Here is a 13,870-nt window from a genome sequence, read left to right as displayed (position 1 = left end):
CCTCTCAGGTGAGCAGATCGATCGCGTCTCTGACGTCGTCGCCGGAGGGGAGGACCTCCTGCTCGAGCGTCGGGCTGAACGGAATGTGCGTGTCGGGCGTCCCGACGCGCTGGATCGGCGCGTCGAGGCTGAAGAAGGCCTCCTCCTGGACGCGGGCGACGATTTCGGCGTGCGTGCCGTACGACAGCGGGCTCTCGTCGGCGACGATCAGCCGCCCCGTCTTGCGGACGCTCTCGACGATCGTCTCCGTGTCGAGGGGGTACAGCGAGCGCGGGTCGATCACCTCGACGCTCACGTCGCCCGCGAGGTCGTCGGCCGTCTCGAGCGATTCGCCGACGAGTCGTTGAGTCGCGACGACGGTGACGTCCTCGCCCTCGCGTTCGACGGCGGCCGCTCCCAGCGGGGCAACGAAGTCCTCGTCCGTCGGGACCTCGCCGCGTTGCTCGTAGATCATCTTGTTCTCGAAGACGAACACCGGATCGTCCGAGCGGATGGCGGCCTTCGTCAGCCCCTTCGCACTTTCGGGGGTGCCGGGCGCGACCGCCTTCAGACCCGGGAAGTGGGCGATCCAGCTGTGGATCGTCCCCGAGTGCTGGCTCGCGGCACCCATACCGCCGCCCTCGGTGGTCCGAACGGTGACCGGCATCTCCGCCTTCCCGCCGAACATGTAGCGCATCTTCGCCATCTGGTTCATGATCTGTTCCATCGAGACGCCCGCGAAGTCCGAGAACATGAGCTCGACGACCGGGCGCGCGCCGGTCGCCGCCGATCCGGTCGCGGCACCCATGAATCCGGCCTCGCTGATCGGGGTATCCCGGACGCGCTCCTCGCCGAAGTCCTCGTAGAGGTCGCCGGTCACCTCGAGGACGCCGCCGAACAGGCCGACGTCCTCGCCCATCAGGTAGACGTCCTCGTCGCGCTCGAGTTCCTCTCGCAGGGCCAGTCGGATGGCCTCGCGGACGGTCATCGTCTCGGTCTCTTCCGCTCGCTCGAGTTCCGTTTGTGCCATGATCAGTCACCTCTGTGGTCGCCGTCGGTGTCGTCGCCGCTCCCGTACCCGGCACGTCCGCCGTCCGTCTGCGTCCGCGCCGCCTCCGCGAACCGTTCGATCTCCGGCGGCGTGTCGACGAACATATCGTCGTAAGCCTCGGCGGGCGACGGCGCGGGCGCTTCCTCGGCGTACGCGCAGGCCTCCTCGATGATCGCGTCGACCTCGGCCTGCAGGTCGTCGAACTCGTCTTCGGTCAGTTCGCCGCGGTCGATCAACCGCCGTTTGAACGACTCGATCGGGTCTCTGTCCTTCCAGCGCTCGATCTCGTCGGCGTCGCGGTAGGGCTCTTCGTCGCCCTCGTAGTGGCCGCGGTAGCGGTAGGTCTTCGCCTCGATGAACGTCGGCCCGTCGCCGGCGCGGGCGCGCGCTCGAGCCTCCGCGACGGCCTCCGCGACGGCGGTCACGTCCATTCCGTCGACGGTCAATCCCGGAATGTCGTAGGCCTGGGCGGTGTCGCTCAGGTTCTCGACGTTGTGCTGTTTGTCCAGCGGCGTCGCCTCGCCGTAGCCGTTGTTCTCGACGACGAAAACGGCCGGCAGGTCCCACGTCGCCGCCAGGTTGATGGCCTCGTGGACCTGCCCCTGTGCGACCGCGCCGTCGCCGCAAAAGGAGACCGCGACCTGATCGCGGTCCTGGTAGTCGATGGTCAGCGCCGCGCCGGTGGCCAGGGGCGGCCCCGCGCCGACGATGCCGTTCGCGCCGAGCATGCCGGCGTCGACGTCGGCGATGTGCATCGATCCGCCCTTCCCGTTGCAGTAGCCGTCGGCCTTGCCGTAGAGTTCGGCCATCATCAGCTTCGGGTCCAATCCCTTCGCGATACAGTGGCCGTGGCCGCGGTGCGTGCTCGCGATGTAGTCGTCTGACTCGAGCGCCGCGCAGGTCCCGACGCCGACCGCCTCCTCGCCGATGTAGAGGTGAACGAACCCCGGTATCTCGCCGTCGGCGAATCGATCCCCCGCCTCCTCGTCGAAGGCGCGGATAGTCACCATTCGGCGCAGCGCCTCGAGTCTTCCCTCCGCGCTCTCCAGGTCGAAATCTGCCATGGTCGTCACACGTTACCACGACCCGCATAATAAATACTAGCAGACACCACATGATGGTACCACCGTCTATTCAGTGCGGCAGGTACGTTCGCCGAAATCGATCGCGTTTCGCATCGATTTACGGGACGATTGTCACGGGGACCGTCGAGCGCTTCACGACGCCCCTGGCTACGCTCCCGAGTACTGCCTCCTCAAGTTTGCTCCGATCACGGCTTCCCATCGCGATGTGGTCCACGTCCTCGGTTTCGGCGTACTCGAGGATCTTCTCCGCGGGATGCCCCGCTTGGATGACCGCCTCGATCTCTCGATCACGCGCCTCATCCTTGTCGCGGTACCGCTCGAAGATCTCCCGGACGGCTTCACGCCGCTCTCGTTCCGTTCCTTTCGCCCTCTCAAAATCGAACCCCTCGGCGGTCGGGTAGTTGAACAGGGTGAGCGGGTTGAGCACGTGCAGAAGGGTTATCCTCGGCTCCGGCATCTCCGCTAAGACGTAGTCAAAGGCGTTCTCGGAACTGGACGAGGCGTCGACGGGGACGAGAATATGGGCTTCCATAGTATCGGTTCGCGCCGAACGACCACTAGCCTTTCCTCGAGGCACACCGCCCATCAAGATCACACCGACCCCGTCCGATACGCCTACTCGTTTTGCGGGTTGCTCGGGTGGTAGTCCGTGTCGTACTCGCCGGGCTTTCCGTCGACGCGGTCCGGGTTCAGCCGGCCCGACAACAGCATGAAGTCCACGAGGGTGAGCGCGAGCATCGCCTCAACGACCGGCACGCCGCGGGGCGGCAGGACGGGGTCGTGACGGCCGATGACCTTCTCCTCTTTGAGTTCCCCCGTCTCCCAGTCGGCCGTCTGCTGGCTCTTCGGGATCGACGTGGGCGCGTGGAGCGTCACTTCGCCGTAGATCGGCTCGCCGCTCGAGATGCCGCCCTGAATCCCGCCATGATCGTTCTCGACGGGCGTCGGGTCGCCACCGTCATCGAACTCCCAGTCGTCGTTGCGACCCTTCCCGGTCCACTCGGCGGCTTCGGTGCCGAGGCCGAACTCAAAGGCCGTCGTCGCCGGGACCGCCATCATCGCCTGCCCGAGCCTCGCCGAGAGGGAGTCGAACCGCGGCGCGCCGAGACCGACGGGGACGCCCCGCGCTTCGAAGTAGATGCTCCCGCCGATGGAGTCGCCCTCTTCCTGGTAGTCGGCGATCAGGTCCTGCATCTCCTCGGCCGATTCGGGGTGGGCACACCGCACGTCGTTCTCCTCGCTGTGCTCGAGGATCTCCTCGAAACTCACCTCGGGTGCCTCGACGTCGCCGATCTGGTTCACGTGGGCCTTGAGCGTGATACCTTCCTGGGAGAGCAGCTTCTTCGCGATAGCTCCCGCGGCGACCCAGTTGACCGTCTCGCGCGCGGAGGAGCGGCCGCCGCCGCCCCAGTTGCGGGTGCCGAACTTCGCCGAGTAGGTGAAGTCGCCGTGGCTGGGCCGCGGCGCGGTGATGAACGGTTCGTACTTGCCCGAGCGCGCGTCCTTATTCTGGATGATCAGCCCGATCGGCGTCCCCGTCGTGTAGCCGTCCTGGACGCCCGATTTGATCGAGACGGCGTCGGGTTCGCCGCGACTGGTCGTGATCATCGATTGCCCGGGTTTCCGACGGTCCAGATCCTCCTGAATGTCCTCTTCGGAGAGTTCGAGGCCGGCGGGGCACCCCGAGACGGTACAGCCCATCGCCTCCCCGTGGCTCTCGCCGAACGTGGTCACCTGAAAGAGGCGACCGAAGCGGTTGCCGTTCATTACGCCACTCTCGGGGATGGGGACACTTAGCGGTGCAGGGTTCGGTCGGCGGGACCACCGGACCCACGCTCGAGTCGCCTCAGGCCAGTTCGAACTCGATCGCCACGCCCTGACCGAAGCCGACGCACTCGGTTGCGATCCCGCGCTCGACGCCGCGACGGTTCATCTCGTGGATCAGCGTGACGGGCAGGCGCGCGCCGGAGCAGCCCAGCGGGTGGCCGATGGCGATCGCCCCGCCGTTGACGTTCAGTCGGTCGTCCGGAATGCCGAGTTCCCGCTGGGAGTAGAGCATCTGACTGGCGAACGCTTCGTTGATCTCGACGAGCCCGTAGTCGTCGATCTCGCGGCCGGCGCGCTCGAGCAGCCCCTCCATCGCGGGGACCGGGCCGACGCCCATTTCGGTCGGATCGACGCCGGCGACGTAGCTCGTGCCGACTTCGGCGAGGACTGCGAGATCGTTCTCGTCGGCGAACTCGCGACTGGTCAGGAGAACGCCCGCCGCACCGTCGGCGATCTGGGAGGCGTTGCCGGGCGTGACGGTGCCGTCTTCTTTGAACACGGAGGGAAGTTCGGTGAGTTTCTCGGCCGTGGTCCCGGGACGCAGGCCCTCGTCCTCGTCGTGAGTCCCGTCTTCGGTCTCGAGGGGGACGATCTCGTCGTCGAATTTGCCTTCCTCGGTGGCCTCGACGGCGCGCTGCTGGCTCCGCGCGCCGTACTCGTCCTGTTCCTCGCGGGAGACGTCGTACTTCTCGGCAACCTTCTCCGCGGTCATCCCCATCTGGAGGTTCTCCATGCCGTACTCCTCGTCGAGTTTCGGGTGCATGCTCCCGCTCTCTGCGGAGCCCATCTTTACGCGACTCATGCTCTCGACGCCGCCGGCGAACACCGCCTGCTGGCGCCCCGCGGCGATCGAGTCCGCGGCGCTGATGATCGCCTGCGCGGAGGAGGCACACTGGCGGTCGATCGTCGTCGCCGGGACGCCCTCCCCGAGATCCGAGAAGAGGGCGATCTGTCGGGCGACGTTCGCCCGCTGCTCGTCGCGTTGCTGTGCACAACCCCACATCAGGTCGTCGATGTCGTCACCCGACAGCCCCGTCTCCGCGAGCATCTCGTTGACCAGCGGGATCGAGAGGTCCTCGCTGCGGAACTCGGCGAGCGCGCCGTCTTCCCTGCCCTGTGCCGTTCGCACCGCGCTAACGATTACCGGCGTGGTATCTACCATGGTTTATCACGTTCGTGCGACCACATATAGCTAGGTACATCGGTAAGTGTCCACTGAGTTTTCCATCCATTGTAAACTTGAACTGTATATATGGTTACGCACGTTATCCTATGGACTCACTCCCGCAGCGCCGAGAGCCGGCACGCCGCGAACGGTACGAGCATCTCGTCGGGGTGGAGTCCGCCGTGCATCCCCACGAGGTCGAGTTCGTCGGGTTCGTACGCGCCGCCGTACCAGACGCCCAGCTCACGGTGGCTGACGACAAGGTCGCCGAGTCGGCGCCGGAACGTCTCGGAGGGCGCACAGTCGCCGAACAGGTCGCCTTCGAGGACGGTCTCGCGCCGAAAGACGCGGGCGTCGAGCCGATCGGTCAGTTCCTCGCGGACGCGCTCGACGGTCCCGTCCCGCAGGTGCAGGTGGACGTTGCGCGGACTCCCCGCGTAGCGGATCGGCTCCCCGTCGGGGTCGCGCTCGAGACCGTCCTCGAGCGCGTCGAAATCGGTCAGGTCGACGTTTCGCTCCGGGTCGGTGTCGACGTGGCCGTGGTCGGCCGTGACGAGCACCAGCGTCTCGGCGGCGGTCTCCGGATCGACGCTCGCGAACGCGCGTTCGAGCTGCGTACACGCGTCCGCGAGCGTCTCTCGGTACTCGTCCGACGTCTCCCGTGTCGGTGAGCGGCGGCGTCGAGGTGGGGCACGTACGCGAAGACGTAGGCGGGTGCGTCGGCCGCGTCGACCGCTCGCTCGAGGGGCGCGCCGAGGTCGTCGAGGGCCTCGTACTCGTGGTTCGTCACGAACGCGTCGTCCTCGGGGAAGCCCGTGACGTAGCGGACGTCGACGTCGCGCTCGAGACTCTCGATCCACGGAGCGGCGTCGGCAACGTCCTCGGGCTCGAGCCCCGCGGGCGCTTTGCCGTCCTTGGTCGCAAAGGGCAGGGCTTCGAACGACGTTCCGACGCTCGGTTCGTAGACGTTCCACCCGATCACGCCGTGATCCGCAGGCAGCGACCCCGTGTGGTAGGTCGTCATCGCCGCCGCGGTCTCAGACGGGTAGACCGACGTCAGCGGCGTGACGGTGCCGCGCTCGGTGAACCGCTCGAGGAACGGGACGTCGCCCCGACCGCTCTTCCACCGGTTCAGTCCGAGGCCGTCCAGCAGGACGACCACGACGGTCTCGACGTCGGTTTCGACGCCTGCGAGCGCCTCGTCGGGAAGCGTCCGCCCCGTTTCCGCGCCCAGGAGCGACGCGACGGTGTGCGGGACGTTCGCGAAGCAAAACGAGTCGTACGCCGGGTAGAGGGAGCCGTCCCGGAGGTGCGTCTCGCGCAGTCGGTCCTCGATACCCGATTGAAGCATGGCTGGTGGATCGGCGGCGACGGCCGTAAAAGGTCGTGTTCGGTACCGCGGCGCACGATCCGCTCGAGCGGCGCGACCCGGTTACGCGCGAGTCGCGATCGCGTCCCGCACCTCGAGCCTCCCGTAAAAGCCGGGGAAAGGGACGGCGACCGCGTCGCAGTCCTCGACCGTCTCGCCGTCGACGATCGGCCCCACGAGTGTGAACGTCGTTTCGACACGTGTCGCACCGCAGAACTTATTAGATTCGTTGACAACTATCCGACATGGTCCACCGCCGTCAGATTCTACTCGCGACGCTCGTCGCCGGATCGGCCGGTACCGCAGGCTGCGTGAGCGACGATCCCTCCGACGATAACGGAACCGACGACGATCCGTCCGCGGAATCCGCCGAAAACGGCGACGAGGACGTTCCGTCGGATCTGGAGTCCACGGCCGACGGCGTCTATCGGGTCGACGTCGACGCCGTCAGCGATCGATCGGTGTCGTTCGACGACGACCAGACGCTCACCTACGCCGGCGGTTCCGAAGTCGTCTGGTGGTACGAACGCGTTCTCGAGTTCGACCCGTCGACCGAATCGGACGAGTCGACTCCCGAATTAACAGTCGATCCGGTCATTGACACGACCGACGACGCAGCGCACCTCTTTCTGGCCCCAGTGTACGACGCCGACGGCGAACAGTGGGAGATCCACGCCTACGCTGACGAGGCCTACTATGAGGGGAGAGAGACCCATCAGTTCTGGATCGGTCGGTTCTACGCCGAATCGGACGAGGAGCAGTCGGTCCGCGGACGCGACGCGGAATTCACCGAACACCACGACGGCGTCTACCGCGCGACGCTCGAGTACGGCGAGACGCCCGAAAGCGAGGACTTCGACCGGTCGAAACAGGTGTTCCTCACGAACAGGGAGTGGGACGAGTCGGCGTTGGAGGAAGCGGAGTCGATACGCGGTGCCGCGACGAGCATCGCTCGAGTCGGCCCGCCGAGTCCGGACTACGACGAGGTGGACGAGGACGACCCGGCGCCGATGGTCGAGTTCTCGTTCGCGTACGATCCCGACGCGAAGACGGTGACGATCGTCCACGAGGGCGGTCCGTCGTTTCAGGGCGACAACGTTCAGGTAGAATTCGAGGCCGGCGTCTCCGAGGACCAGTTCTCCAGCGAGGTCGGCGTCGGTGATTCGCTCGAGGTCGAGGTGCCGAGCGCCGACCCCGGTGAGTACCTCGGGATCGCGTGGCGGGGACCGGAGGACGAACACTACATCATTCTCGACCGGTTTCAGATCCCGGAGTGATCCGTCACCGTCCTCGAGCGCGGTGATCGCGCGGGCGTTCTCGGACGAGACATCACCCCGTCGCTACTCCCCGTTGTCGCGCTCGAGCGAAACGCCAAACTCCTCGAGCATGGCGAAGAACCCGGGAAAGGAGACGTCGACGTGGTCGGCCCCTTCGACGGTCGTCTCGCCGTCGGCGACCAGTCCGGCGAGCGCGAGCGCCATGATGATGCGGTGATCGTTCCGTCCGCGAACGGTCGCGCCCGAGAGGCTCGAGTCACTCCCATGGACCGTCAACGAATCGCGTTCTTCGGTCGTTTCGACGCCCATCTTTCCGAGCTCTTCGGCCATCGCGCTCACGCGGTCGGTTTCCTTGTAGCGGACGTGCTCGGCGTTCGCGATGTGCGTGTCGCCGTCGGCGACGGCACCGAGCGTCGCGATCGTCGGCAACAGGTCCGGCGTGTCCTCGACGGAGACCTCGATCCCCGAGAGCGGAGCCCTCGAGACCTCGATCACGCCCGCCTCCCGATTCCACTCGACGTCGGCTCCCATTCGATCGACGATGTCGACGATGGCCGTGTCGCCCTGCGCGCTCGGATTCGCCCCCTCGATGCGCACTTCCTCACCGTCAGCACCGGCGATCGCACCCGCCGCCAGCGGGTAGGAAATCGACGAGAAGTCACCCGGGACGGCGTACTCGCCGCCGACCGGTTCGTAGGACTGTCCGCCGTCGACCGCGAACCCGTCCTCGGTCTGGCGCGCGTCGACGCCGAAGTCGGCGAGCACCTCGAGCGTCACGTCGACGTAGGGCGCGGACTTGAGTTCCGTCTCGAGGACGACGTCGATCCCCTCGTCGGTGACCGCACCGGCCATCAGCAGGGCGGTGATGTACTGCGAGGAGACGTCGCCCGGAATGGAGACCTCGCCGCCCGCGAGGGGTCCGGTGACGACCAGCGGAGCCTGGCCGTTTCCGCGAGTACTGAACGCGCCGCCGCCGAGATCGGTGATCGCCTCGAGCAGCGGCCCCTGCGGCCGCGAGCGCAGGGACTCGTCTCCGGTGAGCACCGACGTGCCGTCGGCTAGCGCCGCCGTCGCGGTGACCAGGCGCATCGTCGTCCCGCTGTTATCACAGTCGATGACGTCCGCGGGGACGTTCGGCCGTCCGTCGAAGCCGTCGATCTCGAGGGTCCCGTCCTCGCGTCGCTCGACGTCGCCGCCGAACAGTTCGACCGCGCGGGCGGTTGCCCGCGTGTCCGCGCTCCAGAGGCCGTCTCGAACGGTCGTTCGGTTCGCGTAGCCCGCGGCGAGGATCGCCCGGTGCGTGTAGCTCTTCGAGGGCGGTGCCCGCGCCGATCCCTCGACGCTCGAGGGCGTGATCGTGACGTTCATGGTCGATCTGTCGGCTGGCCCCGCCTTACCGATACCGATACTCGCAGTATTGCAGCCGCGTCCGATGTGGGTTAGCCGACTTGTAGTAGTACGGAAATTCTCCCCGTGGCGTGAGACGGCGGCTATCGAGCAGGACGCCTCACGAACAGCCGATCGACGCCGCGATCTCGCGCAGGGGCTCTCCCTCGGTCAGACTCGAAACCTCGTAGTTCAACTCGTCGCAGGCCCAGAAGACGCTCTGGATTCGGCCGTCGCGGTAGTACGCCGGCCGGTCGTCGATTTCGATCTTCTCGAGGACGTCCGGACTGAATCGCTGGACCTCTCGAACGGTCACGTAGAGTTCGCGTGCGACAACGTTGGGGTCGTCGTACCACAACGTCGTCGTCGTCCCGAACCGGTCGCCCTGATCGACGACGGTGACCCGATCGAGTACGTACGGCTCCGGGGTATCCGGCTCCGGTAGCTCGTACGGTGCGACCGCCGTCGCGTCGCCAATCGTTTCGAAGACGCCGTCGGGTTTCGGTCCGTCGGTAACGACGGTCGTATCCGCCGGCGGCACGTAGGTGAACGTCTCCGAGTCGACCCCCGTATCAATCTCGAGGTCCTCGTACGTGACCGTGACACGATGGAGCGTCTCGCCGTCGTCGCTGACCGCGTTCTCCTCCCTGACGGGATACCGATGCTCGTCGTCGATCCAGACCGTTCGAGAGACGTCGAGTTCCTCGAGGTCGTCGCTCGAGTCCAGCGGAATAACGTACGTCGTGTCCCCGACGACGAGATCGATCCCCATCCGGCTCTCGTCGATCGGCGGCTCCGTCTCGACGACGTGGACGTCGCGTCCATCGACGGTCGCCGTCCCCTCGTACCCGAGTCGGTAGTCTTCGAGGAGGGATTCGAGGACGTTCAGCGTCCGGTCAGTGTCGACCTTGTTCGGGTGGTTCTGCAGGTCGACGACCTCAGTTGCCGGGTTGTACTCCCACGTCCGTTCCCGGTTCGTGACGCTGATCGAGCCGACCGGCACGCTCTCGTCGGTCGACTCGAGCACCTCGATGCGCTGTTTGGCCGGCGGTTCGCGAACGACGCGTTCCGTGCGCTTGATCGTGTCCGCCGGCGTTTTGACCGTCACGATTCGACGGGCCGTAAGATCGCTCATCCGGCGGCGCGTGTCGATCGCGTCCGCGACGAGTTCGTCGCCGGTCGGTCCGTCCGTTTCGCCGTCAGGATAACTGACACAACCGGCTAGCGTGACTGCGACCCCCGTCACCAGAACCCGTCGACGGTTCATACGCATTCGAGTACCTCTTTTATTGATAATCTTGTGGATCCGAACGGATTCTGCCAGCGACCTCACGAGCGTGGTCCTCGACGGAGTGAACTCGTCGGAATTATGTGGTCGGTCCCCACACACCACCGTATGAGCGTCGACGTCGATCTCACTCCGTTGTACGAGTCCCTCGAGGCGAACGAACTGGACGGCTACCTGATCGACGACGACGCGTCGGATTCGGATCAGCGGTACGTCTCCGGCTTTACCGCGCCGGATCCCTATCAGACGCTCGTTACCCGGGACGGGATCCATCTGCTCGTCTCGGGGCTCGAGTACGGGCGTGCGAGCACGGACTCGAGCGCCGATTCGGTGACGCGCTACTCCGCCTACGACTACCAGGAACTCGTCGCGGAGTACGGCTCCTCCGAGGCGAGGTACCGGATGCTCGCGGCGTTTCTGGACGACCACGGCGTCGATTCGATCGCCGTCCCGCGCAGCTTCCCGACCGGAACCGCGGACGGACTCCGAGAGCAGGACGTCTCGGTAACGGTCGAACCCGAGGGGATCATCGAGAGGATCCGCGCGACGAAAACCGACTGGGAACTCGAGCAGATTCGGGCGAGCCAACGGGCCAACGAGGCGGCGATGGCGACCGCCGAGGAACTGATCGCGACCGCGGCCGTCGAAGACGGAACGCTCCTCCGGGACGGCGAGCCGCTCACCAGCGAGCGCGTCAAGACGGAGATCGAGATCACGCTTCTCCGCCACGGCTGCGGACTCGACGACACGATCGTCGCCTGCGGAGCCGACGGTGCCGACCCCCACGACCGAGGGAGCGGCCCGCTCGAGGCCGACGAACTGATCGTGATCGATATCTTCCCGCGGAACAAGGAGACGGGCTACTTCGCGGACATGACGCGCACCTTCGCTCGCGGCGACCCCGGCGAGGAAGCTCGGCGACGGTACGACGTGACGAAGAACGCCTACGAGGCCGCCCTCGAGGCCGTCGAAGCGGGGGTCACCGGCGCGGACGTCCACGGGGTGGCCTGCGACGTGATCGAGGACGCCGGCTACGCCACCCTGCGGAGCGACCCGAGCACCGAGACGGGGTTCATCCACAGCACCGGCCACGGCGTCGGCCTGGACATCCACGAAGAGCCAAGCGTTTCGCCGTCCGGCGGCGAACTCGAGGCCGGCCACGTGATCTCGATCGAACCCGGCATCTACGACCCCGCGGTCGGCGGCGTTCGGATCGAGGATCTGGTCGTCGTCACCGAGGACGGCTACGAGAACCTGACGGAGTACCGGGTCGGACTCGAGCCCAAGAGCGAGTAACAATCGGTTACGGTTCGGTTTCGAGTGGCGCGCTGAATCGCGGTTCAGCGCCAGCGAACCGCGATTCGAACCGCGAGGGATGAGCGAGTGACTACCGGGAACGAGCGAATCGGTTGGGGAGGACGTGGAAATCCCTGCTGCCAGTGTGAGCAGCGAACATCTCGAAGTGTACCGCACTGGACATCGAACTTATTTTTCGGTCGAAACGCGTTCACCGACCTCGAGACCGCGCCGTAACGCGACGTGTAACCGACCCTCGCCGGCGACCCAGTCGCCGAGACAGTACAGGCCTTCGGCTTCGGCTCGCTCGAGCGGTTCTCGGTCGACACCCGCCTCCGGTAGCGCGTACCGCCAGCCCTGGTGGTCCGTCCAGTCGGGCTCGAGCAGCCGGTCGTCACCGATCACGTCCGCGGTCAGTTCGGCGAGTTCCTCGAGAGTGTCCGCGGGATCCTCGTCGAAGCGATCGACGGACCACTCGTGGTTGGCCTGGACGATCAGGAGCGACTCGCCGCTGGGGACGTGGCCGCGTTTACACTCCTCGCGGGAGATCCAGCCGATCTCGTGGGCCTTGTCAGTGTTGACCAGCGCGTAGTAGGGCACCTCGAGTTCGAACGGGTAATGAAAGACCCCCGTCCAGATCGTTCGATAGGGGACGGTCCCGACGGCTGCGACGAGCGATCGTCGAACGTCGCTGTCCCACTCTGCCGATCGCAACAGTTCGGCGGTCTGTGGAGCCGGCGGGGTTAGCAACACCGCATCGAAGGGACCCCACCGATCGCCGGCGGCGTCCTCGAGTCGCCACGTCCCGGCCTCGGAATCCCGGAGCAGCGTCTCCACGCGCGTTTCGCGGCGAATCGTCGCGTCGGTCCGGGCGAAGAGTCGCTTCGCGAGTTGGGTCAGCCCTGACTCGTAGGTCCACTTGTGGTCGTCGGCGTCCCGGCCCTCCGAAACCTCACCCGCGTTATCGAACGTCCAAACCGGTTCGACGATGTCGACGAGCCCCTCGGTCTCGAGCGTCTCCGTCAGGAGGTCGACCACCCGCTGGTCATCGGACCTGACGTAATTCGCCCCGTAATCGTAGCGCGCGTCGCCGCGGCGTCGCGTGGCCGCCCGCCCACCCAGCCCGCGGGATTTCTCGAGGACCGTCACCGACGGGTTCTCGAGCGCGGTTTCGAGCGCATGCGCCGCGGCTGCGGCGGCCACGCCGGCGCCGACGATACCGATTCGTACCATAGTCGATACACGGGCCGGCCGCCCAAGTATCCCGGCACCGACCGTGCGGGCCGACGGCGTCCGACCCGGTTCCCGCCGACCGCGACGGCTACAGCTCGCGCGCCATCACCACTTCGTCGACGTACTCGCCGTCGATCGCGTAGTGGTTTTTGTGGATCGCCTCGGTGTCCCAGCCGTGAACCGTCAGGAACTCGAGCGCCCGGTCGTTGGTGATCGGAACGCTGTTGTACACCTTCCGGTAGCCGTTGGCTTCGGCCCACTCAACGCCGCGCTGGAGGAGCTTGTTCCCGACTCCGTTCCCTTGGTACGCCTCCCGGACGCCGACGGTCTGCTGTGCAGTCCCCTGCAGCCGCTCTGTCTGCGGGAGATCGAGGTGGGTCCAGCCGACGACGTCGCCGTCGACCGTCGCGACGAAGAACATCCGCGATTTCACGGTGTTGTGTCTGGTGACGGCGTGTTCGTAGAGCAGTTCCTCGGCGATGGTCTCCGCGACGACGTACGTCTCGGCCGACGTGACGTCCCGTATCGTCTCGATAAGGCCGTCAAAATCGGATTGGCGGCCGGGGCGAACGACGAATCGGAGGTCGTCGATATCGTACGCCGTCACCGCACCGAACTCGAGTTCGATCCGCAGCGTTCCGTCCTCCTCTGTCAGATAGCCGTCCGCTTTCAACCGCTCGAGGTGGGACTGAAACTCCTCGGACGAGAGCGAGACGACGTCCAGTAACTTGTGCCGTTCGACGGTCCCGTTGCGCTCGACGTACTCGTAGAGACGCCTGCTGGCGTCGGTTGCAAACGTCGGTCGTTCAGTCGCTCCCATACCGCACGTACGGAAAATGAGGATTTAGAGCTTGTCTATTGCTACCAAGTGACACGAAACGGGGCGATGAAATCGATCACGCAACCGTCGCGAC

The 13,870-nt window shown here is 66.1% G+C and carries 11 protein-coding genes and 1 pseudogene; 2 read left to right on the top strand and 10 right to left on the bottom strand.

Features of this window, described 5'->3' with window-relative positions; genetic code table 11:
• Positions 1 to 4: 4 nt before the first annotated feature.
• From DWB23_RS09820 to DWB23_RS09795, 6 genes and pseudogenes are all read right to left on the bottom strand, one after another.
• On the bottom strand, positions 5 to 1,012 hold the full coding sequence (locus DWB23_RS09820; RefSeq protein ID WP_394341747.1) for an alpha-ketoacid dehydrogenase subunit beta: 1,008 nt from the start codon (positions 1,010 to 1,012) through the stop codon (positions 5 to 7).
• Complete coding sequence (locus DWB23_RS09815) at positions 1,012 to 2,094, bottom strand: thiamine pyrophosphate-dependent dehydrogenase E1 component subunit alpha (protein WP_121742623.1); 1,083 nt, start codon at positions 2,092 to 2,094, stop codon at positions 1,012 to 1,014. The genes DWB23_RS09820 and DWB23_RS09815 overlap by 1 nt, the downstream gene beginning before the upstream one ends.
• Positions 2,095 to 2,212: 118 nt before the next feature.
• Positions 2,213 to 2,647: a universal stress protein gene (locus DWB23_RS09810; protein ID WP_162989785.1), complete on the bottom strand. Its 435-nt coding sequence runs from the start codon at positions 2,645 to 2,647 to the stop codon at positions 2,213 to 2,215.
• An 83-nt stretch (positions 2,648 to 2,730) separates the two neighbouring features.
• Positions 2,731 to 3,882 carry a chorismate synthase gene (aroC, locus tag DWB23_RS09805; RefSeq protein WP_121742621.1) on the bottom strand — a complete coding sequence of 384 codons (1,152 nt, stop codon included), beginning with the start codon at positions 3,880 to 3,882 and terminating at the stop codon, positions 2,731 to 2,733.
• Positions 3,883 to 3,961: 79 nt separating this feature from the next.
• A complete protein-coding gene (locus tag DWB23_RS09800; protein WP_121742620.1) occupies positions 3,962 to 5,104 on the bottom strand; it encodes a thiolase family protein in 1,143 nt (380 codons plus the stop codon).
• 116 nt (positions 5,105 to 5,220) lie between these two features.
• Positions 5,221 to 6,458, bottom strand: a pseudogene (locus DWB23_RS09795) (alkaline phosphatase family protein).
• Positions 6,459 to 6,721: 263 nt separating this feature from the next.
• On the opposite strand from DWB23_RS09795, the gene DWB23_RS09790 reads away from it, so the two are divergent.
• A complete protein-coding gene (locus DWB23_RS09790) occupies positions 6,722 to 7,753 on the top strand; it encodes a hypothetical protein (RefSeq protein ID WP_121742619.1) in 1,032 nt (343 codons plus the stop codon).
• A gap of 63 nt (positions 7,754 to 7,816) precedes the next feature.
• On the opposite strand, the gene aroA is transcribed toward DWB23_RS09790, so the two are convergent.
• Together aroA and DWB23_RS09780 are read right to left on the bottom strand one after the other, a co-directional pair.
• On the bottom strand, positions 7,817 to 9,121 hold the full coding sequence (aroA, locus tag DWB23_RS09785; RefSeq protein WP_121742618.1) for a 3-phosphoshikimate 1-carboxyvinyltransferase: 1,305 nt from the start codon (positions 9,119 to 9,121) through the stop codon (positions 7,817 to 7,819).
• Positions 9,122 to 9,260: 139 nt separating this feature from the next.
• Positions 9,261 to 10,406, bottom strand: coding sequence for a LolA family protein (locus tag DWB23_RS09780; protein ID WP_121742617.1), 1,146 nt, complete (start codon positions 10,404 to 10,406; stop codon positions 9,261 to 9,263).
• Between the two features lie 129 nt (positions 10,407 to 10,535).
• Here DWB23_RS09780 and DWB23_RS09775 point away from each other — a divergent pair, with 129 nt between their 5' ends.
• A complete protein-coding gene (locus DWB23_RS09775; protein ID WP_121742616.1) occupies positions 10,536 to 11,723 on the top strand; it encodes a M24 family metallopeptidase in 1,188 nt (395 codons plus the stop codon).
• Positions 11,724 to 11,912: 189 nt separating this feature from the next.
• Here the strand turns inward: DWB23_RS09775 and DWB23_RS09770 are convergent, their stop codons facing one another.
• Together DWB23_RS09770 and DWB23_RS09765 are read right to left on the bottom strand one after the other, a co-directional pair.
• Positions 11,913 to 12,956: an NAD(P)/FAD-dependent oxidoreductase gene (locus DWB23_RS09770; RefSeq protein ID WP_121742615.1), complete on the bottom strand. Its 1,044-nt coding sequence runs from the start codon at positions 12,954 to 12,956 to the stop codon at positions 11,913 to 11,915.
• A gap of 88 nt (positions 12,957 to 13,044) precedes the next feature.
• Positions 13,045 to 13,776, bottom strand: coding sequence for a GNAT family N-acetyltransferase (locus DWB23_RS09765; RefSeq protein WP_121742614.1), 732 nt, complete (start codon positions 13,774 to 13,776; stop codon positions 13,045 to 13,047).
• Positions 13,777 to 13,870 lie beyond the last annotated feature (94 nt).

It is taken from the genome of Natronorubrum halophilum (assembly GCF_003670115.1).
Classification (GTDB): Archaea; Halobacteriota; Halobacteria; order Halobacteriales; family Natrialbaceae; genus Natronorubrum; species Natronorubrum halophilum.
The sequence above is the reverse complement of the archived record's forward strand: the minus strand, read 5'-3'. Positions and strand labels throughout refer to the sequence as shown.

Excerpts from the sequence above, each read along its gene's own strand:
- DWB23_RS09800 (WP_121742620.1), bottom strand. The coding sequence starts at position 5,104 with ATGGTAGATACCACGCCGGTAATCGTTAGCGCGGTGCGAACGGCACAG.
- aroA (WP_121742618.1), bottom strand. The coding sequence starts at position 9,121 with ATGAACGTCACGATCACGCCCTCGAGCGTCGAGGGATCGGCGCGGGCA.
- DWB23_RS09810 (WP_162989785.1), bottom strand. The coding sequence starts at position 2,647 with ATGGAAGCCCATATTCTCGTCCCCGTCGACGCCTCGTCCAGTTCCGAG.
- DWB23_RS09790 (WP_121742619.1), top strand. The coding sequence starts at position 6,722 with ATGGTCCACCGCCGTCAGATTCTACTCGCGACGCTCGTCGCCGGATCG.
- DWB23_RS09775 (WP_121742616.1), top strand. The coding sequence starts at position 10,536 with ATGAGCGTCGACGTCGATCTCACTCCGTTGTACGAGTCCCTCGAGGCG.
- DWB23_RS09765 (WP_121742614.1), bottom strand. The coding sequence starts at position 13,776 with ATGGGAGCGACTGAACGACCGACGTTTGCAACCGACGCCAGCAGGCGT.
- DWB23_RS09770 (WP_121742615.1), bottom strand. The coding sequence starts at position 12,956 with ATGGTACGAATCGGTATCGTCGGCGCCGGCGTGGCCGCCGCAGCCGCG.
- aroC (WP_121742621.1), bottom strand. The coding sequence starts at position 3,882 with ATGAACGGCAACCGCTTCGGTCGCCTCTTTCAGGTGACCACGTTCGGC.
- DWB23_RS09815 (WP_121742623.1), bottom strand. The coding sequence starts at position 2,094 with ATGGCAGATTTCGACCTGGAGAGCGCGGAGGGAAGACTCGAGGCGCTG.
- DWB23_RS09780 (WP_121742617.1), bottom strand. The coding sequence starts at position 10,406 with ATGAACCGTCGACGGGTTCTGGTGACGGGGGTCGCAGTCACGCTAGCC.